Source organism: Trueperaceae bacterium, assembly GCA_002707365.1.
Lineage (GTDB): Bacteria > Deinococcota > Deinococci > Deinococcales > Trueperaceae > UBA6957.
This window is the reverse complement of the sequence record PAMQ01000018.1, coordinates 87,332-101,542: the sequence shown is the minus strand read 5'-3', so window position 1 is coordinate 101,542 and position 14,211 is coordinate 87,332. Positions and strand designations below refer to the sequence as shown.

Below are 14,211 nucleotides of genomic sequence, written 5' to 3'. Positions count from 1 at the left end.
ATAACAAGGAACCCCCGCATACATATGATGCTCCGTATGCCAATTCATCCGCCAATACAAGAACTCCGAAAAAGGATCCAAACGAATAGAACGGACGGACTTACGAAAATCATTAGTGTTCTCCTTGAGACCACAATGCTGAGTCATGCCAAAAAAGTAAGCTAGCCAGTTTGCCGTAAATGCAGCAGACGTAACTAATAAAGGCAAGACCCACCAGCCAGTTAAGATAGCTACGACTACCACTAATCCGTGAAAAAGTAATAGAGCTCTCGACCACCACATTGAACTACGTGCCTGGTCAGGTTGATCGGTATGTAACGCTTTTATCCATTCGTTTTGGGGAACTTTTGAGGAACCCACTATGCCGAAAGCAGACAAGAAAGTAATGGTAATTGTTGACAACAAACCACCCTTACTAAATACACGGCCCCGTTTAGTGAACAGATTAATAGTAAAAAGCTGCCACATGAAAGGTGAAACTAGCGTCGGTTCGAGAGGCAAAAGATTCTCGCGATCGCCTTCCGGATGCAACGTGTAACGATGATGATAAGTGTGACTACTCGCGTAATCATACGGATCCCACCAACTAATCAAACTAAATAAATGAAGATAAAACTTGTTCAACCACTTAGTACGAAATACCGTGCCGTGCCCAAGCTCGTGTGGGGCTATACCGTTTATAGAGCTTGCGACCGTCCCATGTGCGAACAAAGACAACGCAAACAACACCCACATCTGCTCAGACCAAAACACCCAAGTTACAACGCCCGTTAGAAGGAGCAAACCAAAATGACCACCCGCCTGAAACCAACCCTGAGCATCACTAGGCTTCGAAAGCTCAAGAAGCTTCTCACGAGCAACCGGAACCCGATACCACTTAACCTTGAGTGACTTCCGAACCTCATCCAAAGGCGCGTAACCCATAACCAATTCCCCCCCCAAACACCAGTACTCTACCAACACCCGCCAACCTATTTTCAAACTAAAACCTAGATCCCAGGTTTTTGCTTATTGACAATTCTACGGTAGTACTTAAATGATGTTATGAGATTGTGCGTGTCTTTGTTTTAGCAACCGTATTGTTTTGGGGAATTGCAAGCACTTACGCCCAAGTCTTGGACTTTGACAAGCTTAGCGACTTTGAAGAAAAAGATGGCCTCTTTGTCTGGTCAGTGTATAATGAAACTAATCCGGTTGAGGGTTGGGTCAATTGTTTTCAAATGGTAGTTTGGCTTGACCTGGAATCACCTGGAACTTTTTCCGGGGTCGCTTTTTTCTATAGCACCTATCCAGCACTATCCAGGTTCGGGGATAATTTGCTAACGGGTATTTGGCGTGACAGCCGGGCTTGGGAGGAAGGACCAATCGACTTTCCTGATGGCACAATTACATTCCAGTTTCCTGATGGCGCAATACAAAGATTCCATCCAGATTCAGCAGATGGAACTTCGGGTTTCATGTTAATTGCTGATAGTGGGCTCGTTTACGATTTACTAGGAATATCTGGTGATTTGCTAGTCAGTATCGATGGCCCGAAAGATCAAGAAGCCTTCAATATTCCTCATAGGGCTTTTAGGGAACTCGCAACTGGATTCGGGACAACTTGCTTAGGTTAACCCTTCATACATAGTGGTTGAAAGTAAGTGACAGCCATTTCACGATCCCTAAACCCGGCGTCCTTTACGACTTCTTTAGGTTATCGCCCGGAAATGCTTGTGCAATTCGAAATCATAAAGAAACACATGGTGTAGTGCATCAACAACATTGTACAAGTCGTGCCCACTATGGTCAGACCTAGCTGGTGATAACCCAATCTCTGATAGAAACAAACTCATCAAACTTTCTGAGTTCCAGTATGTTGACCTGTGTTGATTCTGTAAATACGTGGTGATGAAAGCATTGCCTTTGAACGTAATTTTGTTATCAGGGCCTTGTGATCCGCAATCTCAGTAAAGAAGGAAGCGCGAGTCCACTACCCTGTTTGGTTTAGCTAAAATATTGCTTCACCGGTGGTTTCTTTAGGCTTGCCCTGACCCATTCATAATCCGGATCTTATCCCTAGCAACCTCTATTAGGTCGGCCAATACCCTATCAGTAGTCCCAAAAACGCCTTTGTGGGGGGACGCAACATTTTCCGTTGCATCTTGCCAGCGCTTAACGATCGGCCGTGCCAACCCAGCCCCTATATTGACTTTCACAACCCCTAAGGTGGTGGCTACGGCGAGATCTGAAGCAGGTATGCCGGTTCCACCATGCAGCACTAATGGTCCTTCTGCAAGCTTGGCAATGGCCTCTAAGCGCCCCAGGTCAAGCTTACTAGTCTGACCATGAACTGAACCGACGGAGCAAGCAACCATATCAGCACAACCGTCTTTAAGCAGTCGACGAGCAACATCGGGATTTGTAAGGTTCACACCACTATCAGTACCTTCTTCTCCACCGCCAAAACTCCCAGCTGCTGCCTCTAGCGAAACACCTAAGGCATGGGCCCATTCGGCATAGTTCTGAGTCGCCGTTACGTTCTCTTCGAGGGTGAGGCTATCTCCATCAAACATCACTGAGCTATAACCCGCGTTAATGCAAGCGGCTATACGATCTAAACCGTCACCGTGGTCTAAGTGGAGCATTATTGGTACGTCAGCCTTATTAGCTAGAGCCCGAATCATTGCGGAAAAGACGTCCGGCGTAGTCTGCGTTAACTCACCTGGGCTAGTTTGCAGAATTATTGGTGCTTGCTCAGCCTCTGCAGCTTCAATGCAGGCTCGAGCCATAACCAGGCTTCCGATATTGAAGGCCGGCATAGCATAATTTCCTTCAAAAGCACGGTGGATCATTTTACGACCATCAGAAACAAACGGCATGAGTTGTTATGCTCCTTTTCTGCTTTCCCTAAGTGCAGATACTAGTGTACGTTGACGCTCATACATATCCCGGTATTGGACATGTAGATTCTCCTCGGGCTCAAATACGCAACGAACCTGGTACGTTTTATCAACAGCGTCCAACGCATCCTTATACACGCCTAGACCAATACCAGCGATCAACGCATTACCCATCGTAACCATATCTGAATAACGGGCAACTTCAACCGGTCGATCAAGAACTGAAGCTCGTACTCTAGGCGATAGATCATCATCGTCGGCAGCTCCAACGAGCCTGGTTACCGTAATTGGCAATCCAGTAACTTGCTCCATTTTCTCTATCCCGGCAGATATTTCAAAAGCTAGACCATCAACTACTGCCCTAGCCAAATGTTCGGGGCCGTGATCGGGCTCTAAATTAACGAAAGCACCACTAGAAGCAGGATCGTTAAACGGGGGGCCCGAACCTAAAAAGTGGGCGACGAACAAAGGTGCTTGGGTCGGTTCAACGCTTTGCGCAAGATGTCGCAGCTCTTCGAAACTGGATAGCCCAAGAAGTTGCTTAAGCCATTGGATAGTACCCCCTGAGCTGTAGAGACCGCCTAGCAAATAACTGTGGTTCTCAATCACGTGTATACCAACACTGAATCCATTTGCAGTCGCTGGATCTGGGGGAGCTTTCCATCCCAACGTCAAAGCTTCAGAGGTTCCTAGGGAATCAAAAGCTACCTCGGGTGTTACAACCCCACAAGCCAACGCGGCACAAAAGTGGTCATGGCCACCCGCAAAAACAGGGGTACCTACAACTAGTCCCGTCTCGGAAGAAGCCTTAGATGTTACCTCCCCAACCTTGTGGGTAGCGCTCACAACTGGTGGTAGAAATGTGGATTCCAACTCTGCAAAGGAAAGCAAATCCTCGGCCCAGGTCCGAGCTCGTATGTCGAAAGCCATAGTTCGGCATGCTTGAGAGGATTCCATAACGGCCTCTCCGGTTAATCGATAACTCAAGTAGTTACAGACGCTCAGCCACAAACTGGTCTTATCCCAAGCTTCTGGCTCTGTTTCACGGATCCACATCCACTTAGCGATACTAAATATTGGGCTGGGGAACAATCCTGTCACAGCGCTCCAACGATCTGGTGGCAATCGTTCTATAAGCCTTTCCATTTGTGATACGGCTCGGGTATCATTCCATGGGATAATCGGAAACGTGGCCTCGCCCTTACTGTCTAAGGGAACGCCCGCCTCTCCCATACTGCTTACCGCTAGACCAGCTACTGGCTCTTCCAAGTTTTGAACAACCCGTTTGATCAGTGCAGCACTATCCTGCCACAAGATATCGGGAGAACGGTAGGCAAGCGCCTTGGACTTGTTAACCCGATTTGTTGGAATCCGTTCATGAACAACCAATCTTCCTTCACAGTCATAAATACCTGCTTTGGTATGTGTGGTTCCAACATCAACACCTAGTAGCATCGAGATCAATGGTATATCACGCACCCGATTACTTGTGCACCTTTATCGTAATAAAACACAAACTAGCGGTACTAGCAGCACTGATCTAGCGAAGTGCGAGTAACTGGTACGGCATCCCTAATCCATCAAAAGATTAGTGAAAAAAACTTACAGACTCCTTACCGACCCGCCGTCGACAATAATAGTGCTACCAGTAATGTAAATTGCGGCCTCTGAACATAGGAAAGCTGCCACCCGGCCAAATTCTTCAGGCTGCCCTAGGCGACCCATTGGTATGGCCTGAAGTGACTTCTCACGAACTTCATCAAAAGTACTGCCAAGTCGGTCAGCTAAAGCTTGGTCCAATTGGTTAACGCGACCTGTTTCAATTCTCCCTGGCGCTAGACAGTTTACCTGGACATTGTCCTCGGCTAATTCGATTGAAAGTGTCTTAGAGAGGCCCTGCACCGCAGGCCGAAAAACGTTAGACAGCAGCAGGTTAGGTAGCGGCTGGCGAACACTTGAACTAACAATTGTTAAGACACGTCCCCCACCTGCATTACGAAAATGCGGTAGCGCGTAACGCACACTTCTAACTACACTCTGAAGAGTAAGGGCATAAGCTGTGTCCCAGTGATCCTCAGATACCGCTTCAAAAGTACCGGGTGGTGGGCCACCGGCGTTACTTACGAGGATATCGAGGCCACCTAAGTCACTACTGGCCTGTTCAAAAAGCGTCTTGAGGTCATCATCCTTGCTCACGTCTGCCTGGTAAGCTCGCGCTTCCCCTCCTACTGCAGAAATACGTTCAACTGCTTCGTCTGCTCTCTCAATATCCCGACTGCATATGGCGACTTGAGCTCCTTCTTTAGCGAGCTCAGCAGCGGTTGCAAAACCAAGCCCTCCACTCGCCGCCGTAACGATAGCTCTTTTACCTTCTAGTCCAAGTTTCATGACGTCACCATACCAAGGTCAGAAGCTTCGAGCGCAGAATTAAGCTCACTTATGAGCTGCTCATCGATCTGCGGACCAGGATGTCGAACGAAAGCCGAAGTTATAGCTCCACGCTGTCTGTAAACCTCCTTGCGAAGAGCAAGTCCAACGCCTGGCTGGAACTCGTATCTAAGGATAGGGCAAGCCTGGTAAAAAATCCTGGCAGCCTCGCTACGGTCACCGCGTTTAAATGCGCGTTGGATCGAAACTAATACCTCAGGGTAGGAAAACCCAGTCATCATCCCATCTGCACCACGGAGTAACTCTTCGAGGTAAAACATCCCACCTAAACCGCCTACTATTCCGATGTCGCTACCGAGCTTCCGGATAGCACTTATTTTAGGACCAGTGGGCGGCTCTTCTAACTTGATAACCTCGACGTGTTCTAGATCCCGGTGCAGTTCTACAACAAGTTCTGCACTTAGTTTAATACCGGTTGTAGCAGGATAATCATGGAGAATGATTGGGACATCGACAGCCTCATCAAGTCTACGATATGCCTCAGCTATAACTGCATCACTTTGAACTCCTGGTGGCGCCACGAGCAATCCTGCAGCACCCAACTCAAGCGCAGTGTGACTCTTAGCTATGGTGAGGTCCGTTCCACCAGAACTAGTCCCAGCGAAGACAGGTATACGCCCTGCCGCTGCTTTGACAGTAGTCCGTATCACAGCCTGTTCTTCGTCGGTTGAAAGTTTAGGCGCCTCTCCCATAACACCGAGTACTACTACCCCATCAACCTCAAGGTCTATTAGAAAGCGGGTTAATCGGTCAAGGCTGTCGGTATCTAGGGATCCGTCATCAGAAAACGGTGTTGGCATAATGGTGAAAACACCCTTGAACCAATTAGGTTGAAAATTGTGGGGCATGCGGAAAATCCTCCTCCTATTTGTGTTCCAGTCGTATGTCTCGTGATCCTAAGCTTTATTTTTACGATGGTGGCAGGAATTTGCCCTGACCTGGCTGTCCGACGATCTTGCCATCGAAGATGGTACGGCCAGCTAGGATAGTCCGATCGATTTTACCTTGGAAGGTCATTCCATCATATAGATGGTCACCGAGGCGAGCCTGTGTGTATAACTCTTCCTTCCGTATGACTGTTTCTGAGTTGAGGTCTACAACAGCAAAATCGGCGTCGGCTCCGACTGCTATGACACCTTTGCGCGGGTAGAGACCAAATCTCTTAGCCCCGTTAGTGCTCATTAAAGCTACGGCCTGCTGGATACTTAAGCGACCATTTGCGACTGCGTTGAGCATGCCAGGCACTAACTCTTCTATGCCAGGGGCCCCTGGGGGAGCAGCCCAAATGTCGGTCCGGGCCTTTTCTTTCTCTTCAACGGTGAAGGGTGAGTGGTCAGTAGCAACTGAACTCAACGTTCCATCCTTCAGGGCGTCCCATAAGGCCTCTTGGTCATCCATTGTGCGAAGGGGAGGGTTGATCTTGGCGTAAGAACCAAATTTTGCGAGTTCTGCCTCCGTGAATAGAAGATATTGAGGGCAGGTTTCAGCGGTTACGTTCATGCCTTGCTCTTGAAACATTCGGATGGTATCAACTGCCATTCTGGATGTCACATGAGCTACGTGTAACGATGCACCAGCTTGCTGATTGAGAGTTAACAGCTTGGCTATCGCGAGAGCCTCGACCACCGGTGGTCGGGATTCGCCGTGAGTCGAGGGGTCATTACGACCAGTCTTTAGGAGTTTATCAGTGAAATACTGAAGTAGGGGGCTACTTTCGGCGTGTACTGAGGTAACGAGTCCAGAATCCGCAACAAGGTGTAGCGCTTCAAGAAGAGGGCCCTCCTGGGGTAGGCAGAGTCCAATGAATTCATCATCTCGACCCTTTGGTGCTTCTGTCATAAAGATCTTGAAACCTATAGCACCCTCTTCCACCATACCGGCAACGTTAATTGGATCGAGAGTGCCAGGAGCACCGTAAAGAGCAAAATCAACGTAAGCTTGGTCAGCGAACAGGTCACGACGATTGCGAAACACTTCAGGTGTTGCGCAACATGGTTTCGAAATAGGCATTTCGAATAGGGTTGTGACTCCTCCTGCTGCTGCGGCCTTGGTTTCGGAACTGACCGTTCCTCGTTCTGGGTAAGCTGGTGCCCGAACGTGAAAGTGAATATCCACGGCACCAGGGAGCACGTGTAATCCGCTGGCCTCAATTACTTCAGATGCTGCTGTTTCGGTACCGGGTGTGAGCAAAGCTGCAATCCGGCCAGATGTAACAGCAACATCTGCAAGTTGTACGCCGTCTTCAGTTACAACCGTCCCTCCGCGAATCACTACGTCGTAAACGTCATTAGTCATTTGTGAAGTCTCAACGACCTGGAATCAGATCTTCCGAAGTATTCTCTACAATCCCGAAGAAGCAACACCAGTGACCCTCGATTACGGAAGCACGAGAACGGAGACCAAAAATTACGCCTTCCTGGGGCGCCTTAACTTCACCAGCGACATCACCATAAAGATCGAAAATCTGGCCTATAACCGTTCCTGCTGGAATCGGAGTCTCAAACTCAATATCAGGGTTACCTACAAACATACCCGTTGCCGGCGCTAGGAGTGGGATTTGGTAACCTTGCCGCCAGCTGGCTGCATAATCAGCTTCCCCCTCAATCATTCCGTAATGTCGCATAGCGTTCAGATAGCTTCCAGCGAGATCTTGAGCAATTTCGTGAAAGTCGTTGGTTAGAAGGCGACAGTTTCCTCCCAACTCAACTGTAACTCCTCCTTTATCAAGTCCGCCTATCATTGAACTGGGATTACCACTTCCGGTGCCACTACGAAACACAAGTGTCCATTGCGGACCTAATGCAGCAGCAAGCTCCCAGCTAGCCGGATTGTCAGCTGCAAAAATCATGTGCGCAAGATACGAATGCTCCCCACCAGAGTGAATTGCGATCTGCAGATCGCAATTATCCTTCATTGCTTGCCAATGAGCCCAAGCGATTCGCTCCGTCGGGAAGCCATCAGCGCTACCCGGGTAAGCACGATTCATATCGTATGCGAATGAATCTAGAGGATCACCTCGTGTCCCAGCAGCAAAAGCACCAACATTCAACACTGGAACAGAAACAACCGTACCCTTCAAAGTAGCTACGTCCAAAGTTTTTGTTGCAAGGAAGATGGAGAACGGACCTTCAGGTTCATCACCATGCGTTGCGCCATTAAGCCACATGATGGGCCCCTCTTGTGCACCGCGAAACACGGTAATGGGGATGATACGTTCGTTACCGTACATATCCCGACCAATGGGAATGCCTCCTCGACCAATTTCTCCGGGATTTACGGTGACATTTCCTATCGTAAGTGGTTTAGTCATTATTTTCTCCTTAAAAAATATTTTAGTGTGCCACGATGATTCATTTATCGATATCCTACTTTCTAAGACTAACCAAGCATATTCTCAGCAAGAAAAGCCGAAAGAATGGTCTCGCAATTGTGCAAGGCAGAAAGCTCAACATGCTCATCAAAAGCATGAGCCACCTCGTAACTCCCGGGACCAAAGATAATCATATCGCCCCGGACTCGATCCATTAGGTGTTTAGCGTCACTTCCTGGCAGGTAACCGATTGGCCCAGGATCCCCGAACATCCTCGCAGCATTTAAGAACCTTTGACCCAAGTGTGTTGTCAGATCTGATTCGAACCAGCTGGAAAATAAGAAGTCGCTTACGGTGACTTCGGCTGGGGCAATATGGATCGCGTTAATAACTTCTTCTATCTCTTGTTGAACTACTTCGGGATCTTCTCGCGGAATCATCCGCCGGTCTAGTTTTATTATGCATTGATCGGGAACAGCATTTGCGGTGCTGCCTCCCTGGATAGTGCCAACATTACAGGTTGGTGAACCAACCAAGGTGTGGCTACGCTTAGCGAGTTGCTCATGGTACGCCTTTAGGGCAAGCACGATTTGGGCCATAGCTGTGACAGCGTTTACACCGCGATCTGGGTTAGTTGCATGGACAGAACGACCCCTGACCGTAACTGTGGCACGCATCACCCCCTTATGTGCTAGGGCAACTTGATTGTTCGTTTGTTCACCAACAACAATGAAATCGGAGTCTGGTAAGTGTCCAGAATCGGAAAGCCAACGGGTTCCTAACTGCCCCCCGGTCTCCTCCTCAGCAGCAGCAACCAGAACCAGTGTCCCATGGTAATCATTAGATGCTGCGATCTTTTCAAAAGCTAGTAACATCGCTGCGAGTGGTGCCTTGTCGTCGATGCTGCCCTTTCCGTATAGTCGCCCCTCGGCTACGCGTGGCTCAAAAGGGTCGCTTGCCCAACGCTGTTCTTCATCACTTGCGACAGGGACCGTATCAATGTGTGCATGGAGCATTATTACGGGGGCTTCACCAGTACCGAGGGTAGCTACAACGCTCGGGGCTTCAGGCTTTTCTGGTGACGCTAAGATTTTAATGTTAGCTCCTGTATTTGCAAGCCGTTCAGCGATGTATTTTGCAATGGCAACACAATCTCCCGGCGGATTCGGGGATGGAATTTGAATTAACTCAGATAAGAGACGCTCAAGATCATTCACAAATGGCTCACCATTTTTAGAGGTCAAGTGGTCCTTCTCGATATTCCTCAGGTATTTCATCTGGTTTATAAACTTGCATAAATTCTACGCCTGGACCGGGGACCCCATCATCTTCGAGGAAAGCGACCCAACCCTCCGGGTGCTCGTAACGACCAACAATCCCACAATTGAGACAAACGGTGTCTTCGCAAGTCTCTGTATCCCATCTCTTGTAATCCTCAGGATCGTTAGAAATTCTGCAGCTCTGCTCGCGCATCCGACCACCTTCGCTGAGAGCTTGCTGCATGGTTTCCTTAAGATTGTCAACCGTATAACAAATGTGATGGATACTCTCACCAAATTCGGCAACATGCCGGGCATAACGACCGTCAGCATCCAAGGACTGTACAAGTTGATATTGTATGTCACCAATGTCGAATACAGCGGTACGTTGGCGAGTGACCTCTGAGTCTTTCACTACTGCATCTGCACCTGCCCCTAGCCGCCTACGGTAACGCTCCAAAGCCTCGTTAGCATCAGCAACCGCAACGGCAATATGCTTGATCCCTGTAACCATATCTTGTCTCCTCTTCTATCCGCCAAGCGTCCAAATTTTACCGAAACCTTTACTAGGGAGGTACACCAGTTTCCGTTAGGTACAAGCCCAGAGCTTTCCGCATCCCTAAAAGCCTGATGTCTCAGGTAAAACGACGGAGCGAACTGCACAAAGATAAGGAAGTAACAAGCTAACTGTCAAGGCCCAAGAGTAATAGAAATTTATTTCGTCCATCGTGCGGATTGTATTTTGGGTTCTCAATCCTCCCTCTTGTAAAAGTTTTTAGGAAGGAGGAATTCATATCTGGGACTACCCGAATCATTAAATGCCTAAGGTTGGCAGTCATGACTTGACAACCAGTCCCCTAGATTTCCCAGGTATGAATTGAAGTATTTATTAATCACTCTGCCACGTCAGCTTAATTTAAAAACACGCAACCTAAAATAGGGCCACGTCCCTTTGCTATGGCGTCCTGGCTAGTAGAGTGAATTTTCTAGTATTCAAATATGCAAGCTTTGACTACCGAGCAGGCTAGTCTATGGACATGATCCTGCTAACATTCAAAACCCCTAATGGCTTACAGTTAGGAATTAAGACCGACCAAGGCATCCTCGATGTTGCTGTCGCAGCGTCTGCCCTTGATCTTAGCAATATTGCACTAACGCCCGATGATTTATATTCGGGTGGTAATTTAGGGATATCTCCCCTGAAGTCCTTATTGGAGTCAGCTCAAAATCAGGGTGATGCAACTTGGTTTCGTGACGAGTCCTCGCTGGAACTTGGCCCGTGCGTACCGTCACCTGGAAAGATTCTTTGTGTCGGTCTCAATTATCTCCGTCATGCCGAAGAATCGGGTATGGCGAAACCGTCAACTCCGGTTCTATTTTCAAAGTTTAGCAATTCCATCGCTGGACCAGGTGAGGCCATTCCGTTACCAAATCACGCAAAGGAATTTGATTATGAGGCGGAACTGGTAGTGGTAATCGGAAAGCGAGCAAAAAACGTCTCAGAGAACGCAGCACTGGATCATGTCCTTGGGTACTGCAATGGGAACGACATTAGTGAGCGTAATCTGCAAATGCTTACTGGCCAGTGGCTTCTTGGAAAAACCCTCGATAAGTTTATGCCTCTTGGCCCCTACGCTGTAACGGCAGACGAAGCAGGAGATCCGAACGATATGTCGGTCCGTTTGTGGTTCAACGGTGACCTTAGGCAAGACTCCAACACTTCAGATTTGATTTTCTCAGTACCTGAGGTGATTAGTTATGCAAGTCGGTATATGACCCTAGAACCAGGAGATGTCATTTCGACCGGAACTCCAGAGGGTGTCATTTTAGGGATGGATGAGAAGGTGTGGATGAAGCCGGGTGATGAGACAATAGTTGAAGTTGGAAGGCTCGGTAGGCTTTTTAACCGGATGACAGTTGGTTAGGGATGACAGATGAACCTATTTATCTAGTAACTGGGGCGTTGGGGTGCATAGGCGCTTGGACGCTCCATCACCTAGTCAAAGACGGAAAGAGAGTAGTTAGTTTTGACTTGAGTGAAAACCGATCCCGGTTGGATCTGCTCCTCAATTCAACGGAACAAGCGAGAATCACGTTTCTAAAAGGAAACCTAACGGATTTTGGTGATGTTCTTCGGGCGATAGAGGGCCACAAGATCAATCGTATTGTGCATTTAGCTGCCCTGCAAGTACCGTTCTGCCGCAGTGATCCAGTACTCGGTGCGCAGGTGAATGTTGTTGGTACCGTTAATCTTTTTGAAGCAGCTCGCCAAGCGAACCTGAAGCATATTACCTACGCTTCTTCGATTGCAGTTTATGGACCAACCGATACTTACTCGTGTGGACAAATAGCAGCAGATTCGTCGTTCGATCCACGAACTCTGTATGGGGTTTACAAGCAAGCGAATGAAGGCACCGCACAGATTTTCTGGCAGGACCATGGGGTGAGTAGTATTGCGCTTCGTCCGTACACTGTTTATGGGGTAACTCGTGATCAAGGCATTACTAGCGAGCCAACTAAGGCGATGCTTTACGCTGCTGCTGGTCGAGATTCAACAATTGGCTTTGGGGGTACCATGCAATTCGATTATGCCTCTGATGTTGCAAGGCGATTCATCGAGGCGGCCGACACGCCAATAGATGGTGCTTATGGTTTCGCACTAGGTGCTGCCCCAGTTAGCGTTGCAGAATTGGGAAGACTTATCGAAAAGGAGCGACCTGGCGTAACTGTTCATATTGACAATACCCCGTTGCCCTTCCCCCATGGGGTTAGTTCTGGCAACCTCAGTGAGGTCTTACCCCTCACAAAAGATACCCCTTTGGAAGAGGGTGTCCGGCAGACTATCGATCATTTCGATACTCTCTTGGCACGGGGGCGTCTAGATATTGATCTAATCTAAACTTTAGGCAAGGTCTCACAAACAAATTATTAACTAGAGGAACCACGCTAAGACCGATGAGATCCAAATATCTAGTCCTTATCACTCACTAATAACTGAACTCTTTGGTCTTAATCCTAAGTTATTTTAAGGATTCTCAGGTAGTTTTGGGAGACGTACGAGTGGAGCTGCTACCAACACAGCCAGTGGAAAGAAAGCAGTAATTATTAGTACTGGCACATAACTACCCATCAAATCGTATCCTAGAGAGAACACCAGGGGACCTAATGCTGAGGCAGCTACACCAATTGTTGAAGTCGTGCCTTTTATCGTACCCAAGTGCTTTCGCCCAAAAAATTTCGCGTAAACACTTGCTGATACCGGCATGAAAGAACCCAGCATGACTCCAGTGACAATGCCATATAGAATCACACCACTAATTTCGGTCACAGTCCCCATAAGGAACATTGACACTATCATCATTACCATTTGGATACCGAGGAACAAACGATACGGTAGGCGGTCCAGTAGAGCACCTGTAATAAGATTGGCACTTGCAGCTACAATCCCTAGGGCCCCGAAGGCGGTAGTAGCGACAGAACGAGTAACACCATTTTGGGTGAGAATATCGTAGTGATGAAAACCCATTGCAGTGCCAATCATCGCCAAACAGAAACCAGCCGCTACGTAGAGCCAAAAAATGCCAGTACGACTAGCTTGGTTCAATGTGAAATTTTGTTCGGATGCGGAAGCAGATGTTTGCCCAGGACGGTGACCGCCATCTGGTTCCAATCCGAAACGTTCAGGTCTAGTTCGGAAGAAAATAGCGCCAAGTGGCAGGATAGTAATGGCTACTAGCCCACCAAGCACTACGTAAGCATTTCGCCAGCCAAGATTCTGAATAAGGTAATCGATTACAGGTGGCAACACGGTGAAAGACAACATGAAACCCACACCTGCTAATCCGACTGCTAACCCACGACGACGAATGAACCATAAATTAACGCCGTGCATGCTCACCATAGGCAGCGAACCCTGACCTAACCACCTGAGAAGGACGAAGCCGACAAAAAGTAATACAGGGCCGACAACAAGACCCATAAATCCACACGCTAGGGCAAAAAGCCCGGAAATAACGACCACAGCGATTCGTGGCCCCCAGGAATCAATAGCGCGGCCCACAAACGGAAGTCCTAACGACGCAACTAGGGTGGCTAACGTGTAGAGAAGCGAGGCTGTAGTTCGAGTTATACCGAGGTCAGCAATGATGCTGTCAAGAAAGACGGAGATGCCAACTGTTTGACCCGGTACAGTCATAAACGTACCGAGTGCGCCGACTAAGAGGATTACCCAGCCATAAAAGAAAGGGAAACGTTGCACAATAGAACTGCGAATTACTTCTGGAGGAGATGACACTTCGATACTCTATTCTAA

13 protein-coding genes are annotated in these 14,211 nt (G+C 48.3%); 3 read left to right on the top strand and 10 right to left on the bottom strand.

Translation table 11 applies throughout. The annotated features are described in order from the left end of the window. The coding region (locus CMO31_09200; GenBank protein ID MAZ54169.1) for a fatty acid desaturase at nucleotides 1-924 on the bottom strand (924 nt) is incomplete at its 3' end. Nucleotides 925-1,052: 128 nt separating this feature from the next. Between CMO31_09200 and CMO31_09195 the strand changes: the two genes are divergently transcribed. Then, nucleotides 1,053-1,616, top strand: a complete 564-nt coding sequence (locus CMO31_09195) for a hypothetical protein (GenBank protein ID MAZ54168.1) — start codon at nucleotides 1,053-1,055, stop codon at nucleotides 1,614-1,616. Between the two features lie 402 nt (nucleotides 1,617-2,018). Here CMO31_09195 and CMO31_09190 read toward each other — a convergent pair whose 3' ends face one another. The 8 genes from CMO31_09190 to CMO31_09155 form a co-directional block, all read right to left on the bottom strand. After that, complete coding sequence (locus CMO31_09190; protein MAZ54167.1) at nucleotides 2,019-2,861, bottom strand: Tagatose-bisphosphate aldolase; 843 nt, start codon at nucleotides 2,859-2,861, stop codon at nucleotides 2,019-2,021. A 6-nt stretch (nucleotides 2,862-2,867) separates the two neighbouring features. Next, complete coding sequence (locus CMO31_09185) at nucleotides 2,868-4,337, bottom strand: hypothetical protein (GenBank protein ID MAZ54166.1); 1,470 nt, start codon at nucleotides 4,335-4,337, stop codon at nucleotides 2,868-2,870. A gap of 147 nt (nucleotides 4,338-4,484) precedes the next feature. Beyond that, nucleotides 4,485-5,270, bottom strand: a complete 786-nt coding sequence (locus CMO31_09180; protein ID MAZ54165.1) for a 3-oxoacyl-ACP reductase — start codon at nucleotides 5,268-5,270, stop codon at nucleotides 4,485-4,487. Continuing rightward, on the bottom strand, nucleotides 5,267-6,178 hold the full coding sequence (locus tag CMO31_09175; protein ID MAZ54164.1) for a dihydrodipicolinate synthase family protein: 912 nt from the start codon (nucleotides 6,176-6,178) through the stop codon (nucleotides 5,267-5,269). Before CMO31_09175 ends, CMO31_09180 begins: the two co-directional genes overlap by 4 nt. A 61-nt stretch (nucleotides 6,179-6,239) precedes the next feature. After that, entirely contained in the window at nucleotides 6,240-7,625 is a 1,386-nt protein-coding gene (locus CMO31_09170) for a dihydroorotase (protein MAZ54163.1), read from the bottom strand. A 10-nt stretch (nucleotides 7,626-7,635) separates the two neighbouring features. Then, nucleotides 7,636-8,640: a succinylglutamate desuccinylase gene (locus CMO31_09165; protein ID MAZ54162.1), complete on the bottom strand. Its 1,005-nt coding sequence runs from the start codon at nucleotides 8,638-8,640 to the stop codon at nucleotides 7,636-7,638. Between the two features lie 68 nt (nucleotides 8,641-8,708). After that, nucleotides 8,709-9,917 carry a hypothetical protein gene (locus CMO31_09160; GenBank protein MAZ54161.1) on the bottom strand — a complete coding sequence of 403 codons (1,209 nt, stop codon included), beginning with the start codon at nucleotides 9,915-9,917 and terminating at the stop codon, nucleotides 8,709-8,711. Further along, entirely contained in the window at nucleotides 9,874-10,413 is a 540-nt protein-coding gene (locus CMO31_09155) for a hypothetical protein (protein ID MAZ54160.1), read from the bottom strand. Before CMO31_09155 ends, CMO31_09160 begins: the two co-directional genes overlap by 44 nt. Nucleotides 10,414-10,936: 523 nt before the next feature. Here CMO31_09155 and CMO31_09150 point away from each other — a divergent pair. Both CMO31_09150 and CMO31_09145 read left to right on the top strand, forming a co-directional pair. Continuing rightward, complete coding sequence (locus CMO31_09150) at nucleotides 10,937-11,824, top strand: 5-carboxymethyl-2-hydroxymuconate isomerase (protein ID MAZ54159.1); 888 nt, start codon at nucleotides 10,937-10,939, stop codon at nucleotides 11,822-11,824. Nucleotides 11,825-11,826: 2 nt separating this feature from the next. After that, the gene (locus CMO31_09145; GenBank protein MAZ54158.1) at nucleotides 11,827-12,798 is read left to right on the top strand and encodes an epimerase; all 972 of its coding nucleotides are present in this window, start codon (nucleotides 11,827-11,829) and stop codon (nucleotides 12,796-12,798) included. 126 nt (nucleotides 12,799-12,924) lie between these two features. On the opposite strand, the gene CMO31_09140 is transcribed toward CMO31_09145, so the two are convergent. Continuing rightward, nucleotides 12,925-14,193, bottom strand: coding sequence for a hypothetical protein (locus tag CMO31_09140; protein MAZ54157.1), 1,269 nt, complete (start codon nucleotides 14,191-14,193; stop codon nucleotides 12,925-12,927). Between the last annotated feature and the right edge of the window lie 18 nt (nucleotides 14,194-14,211).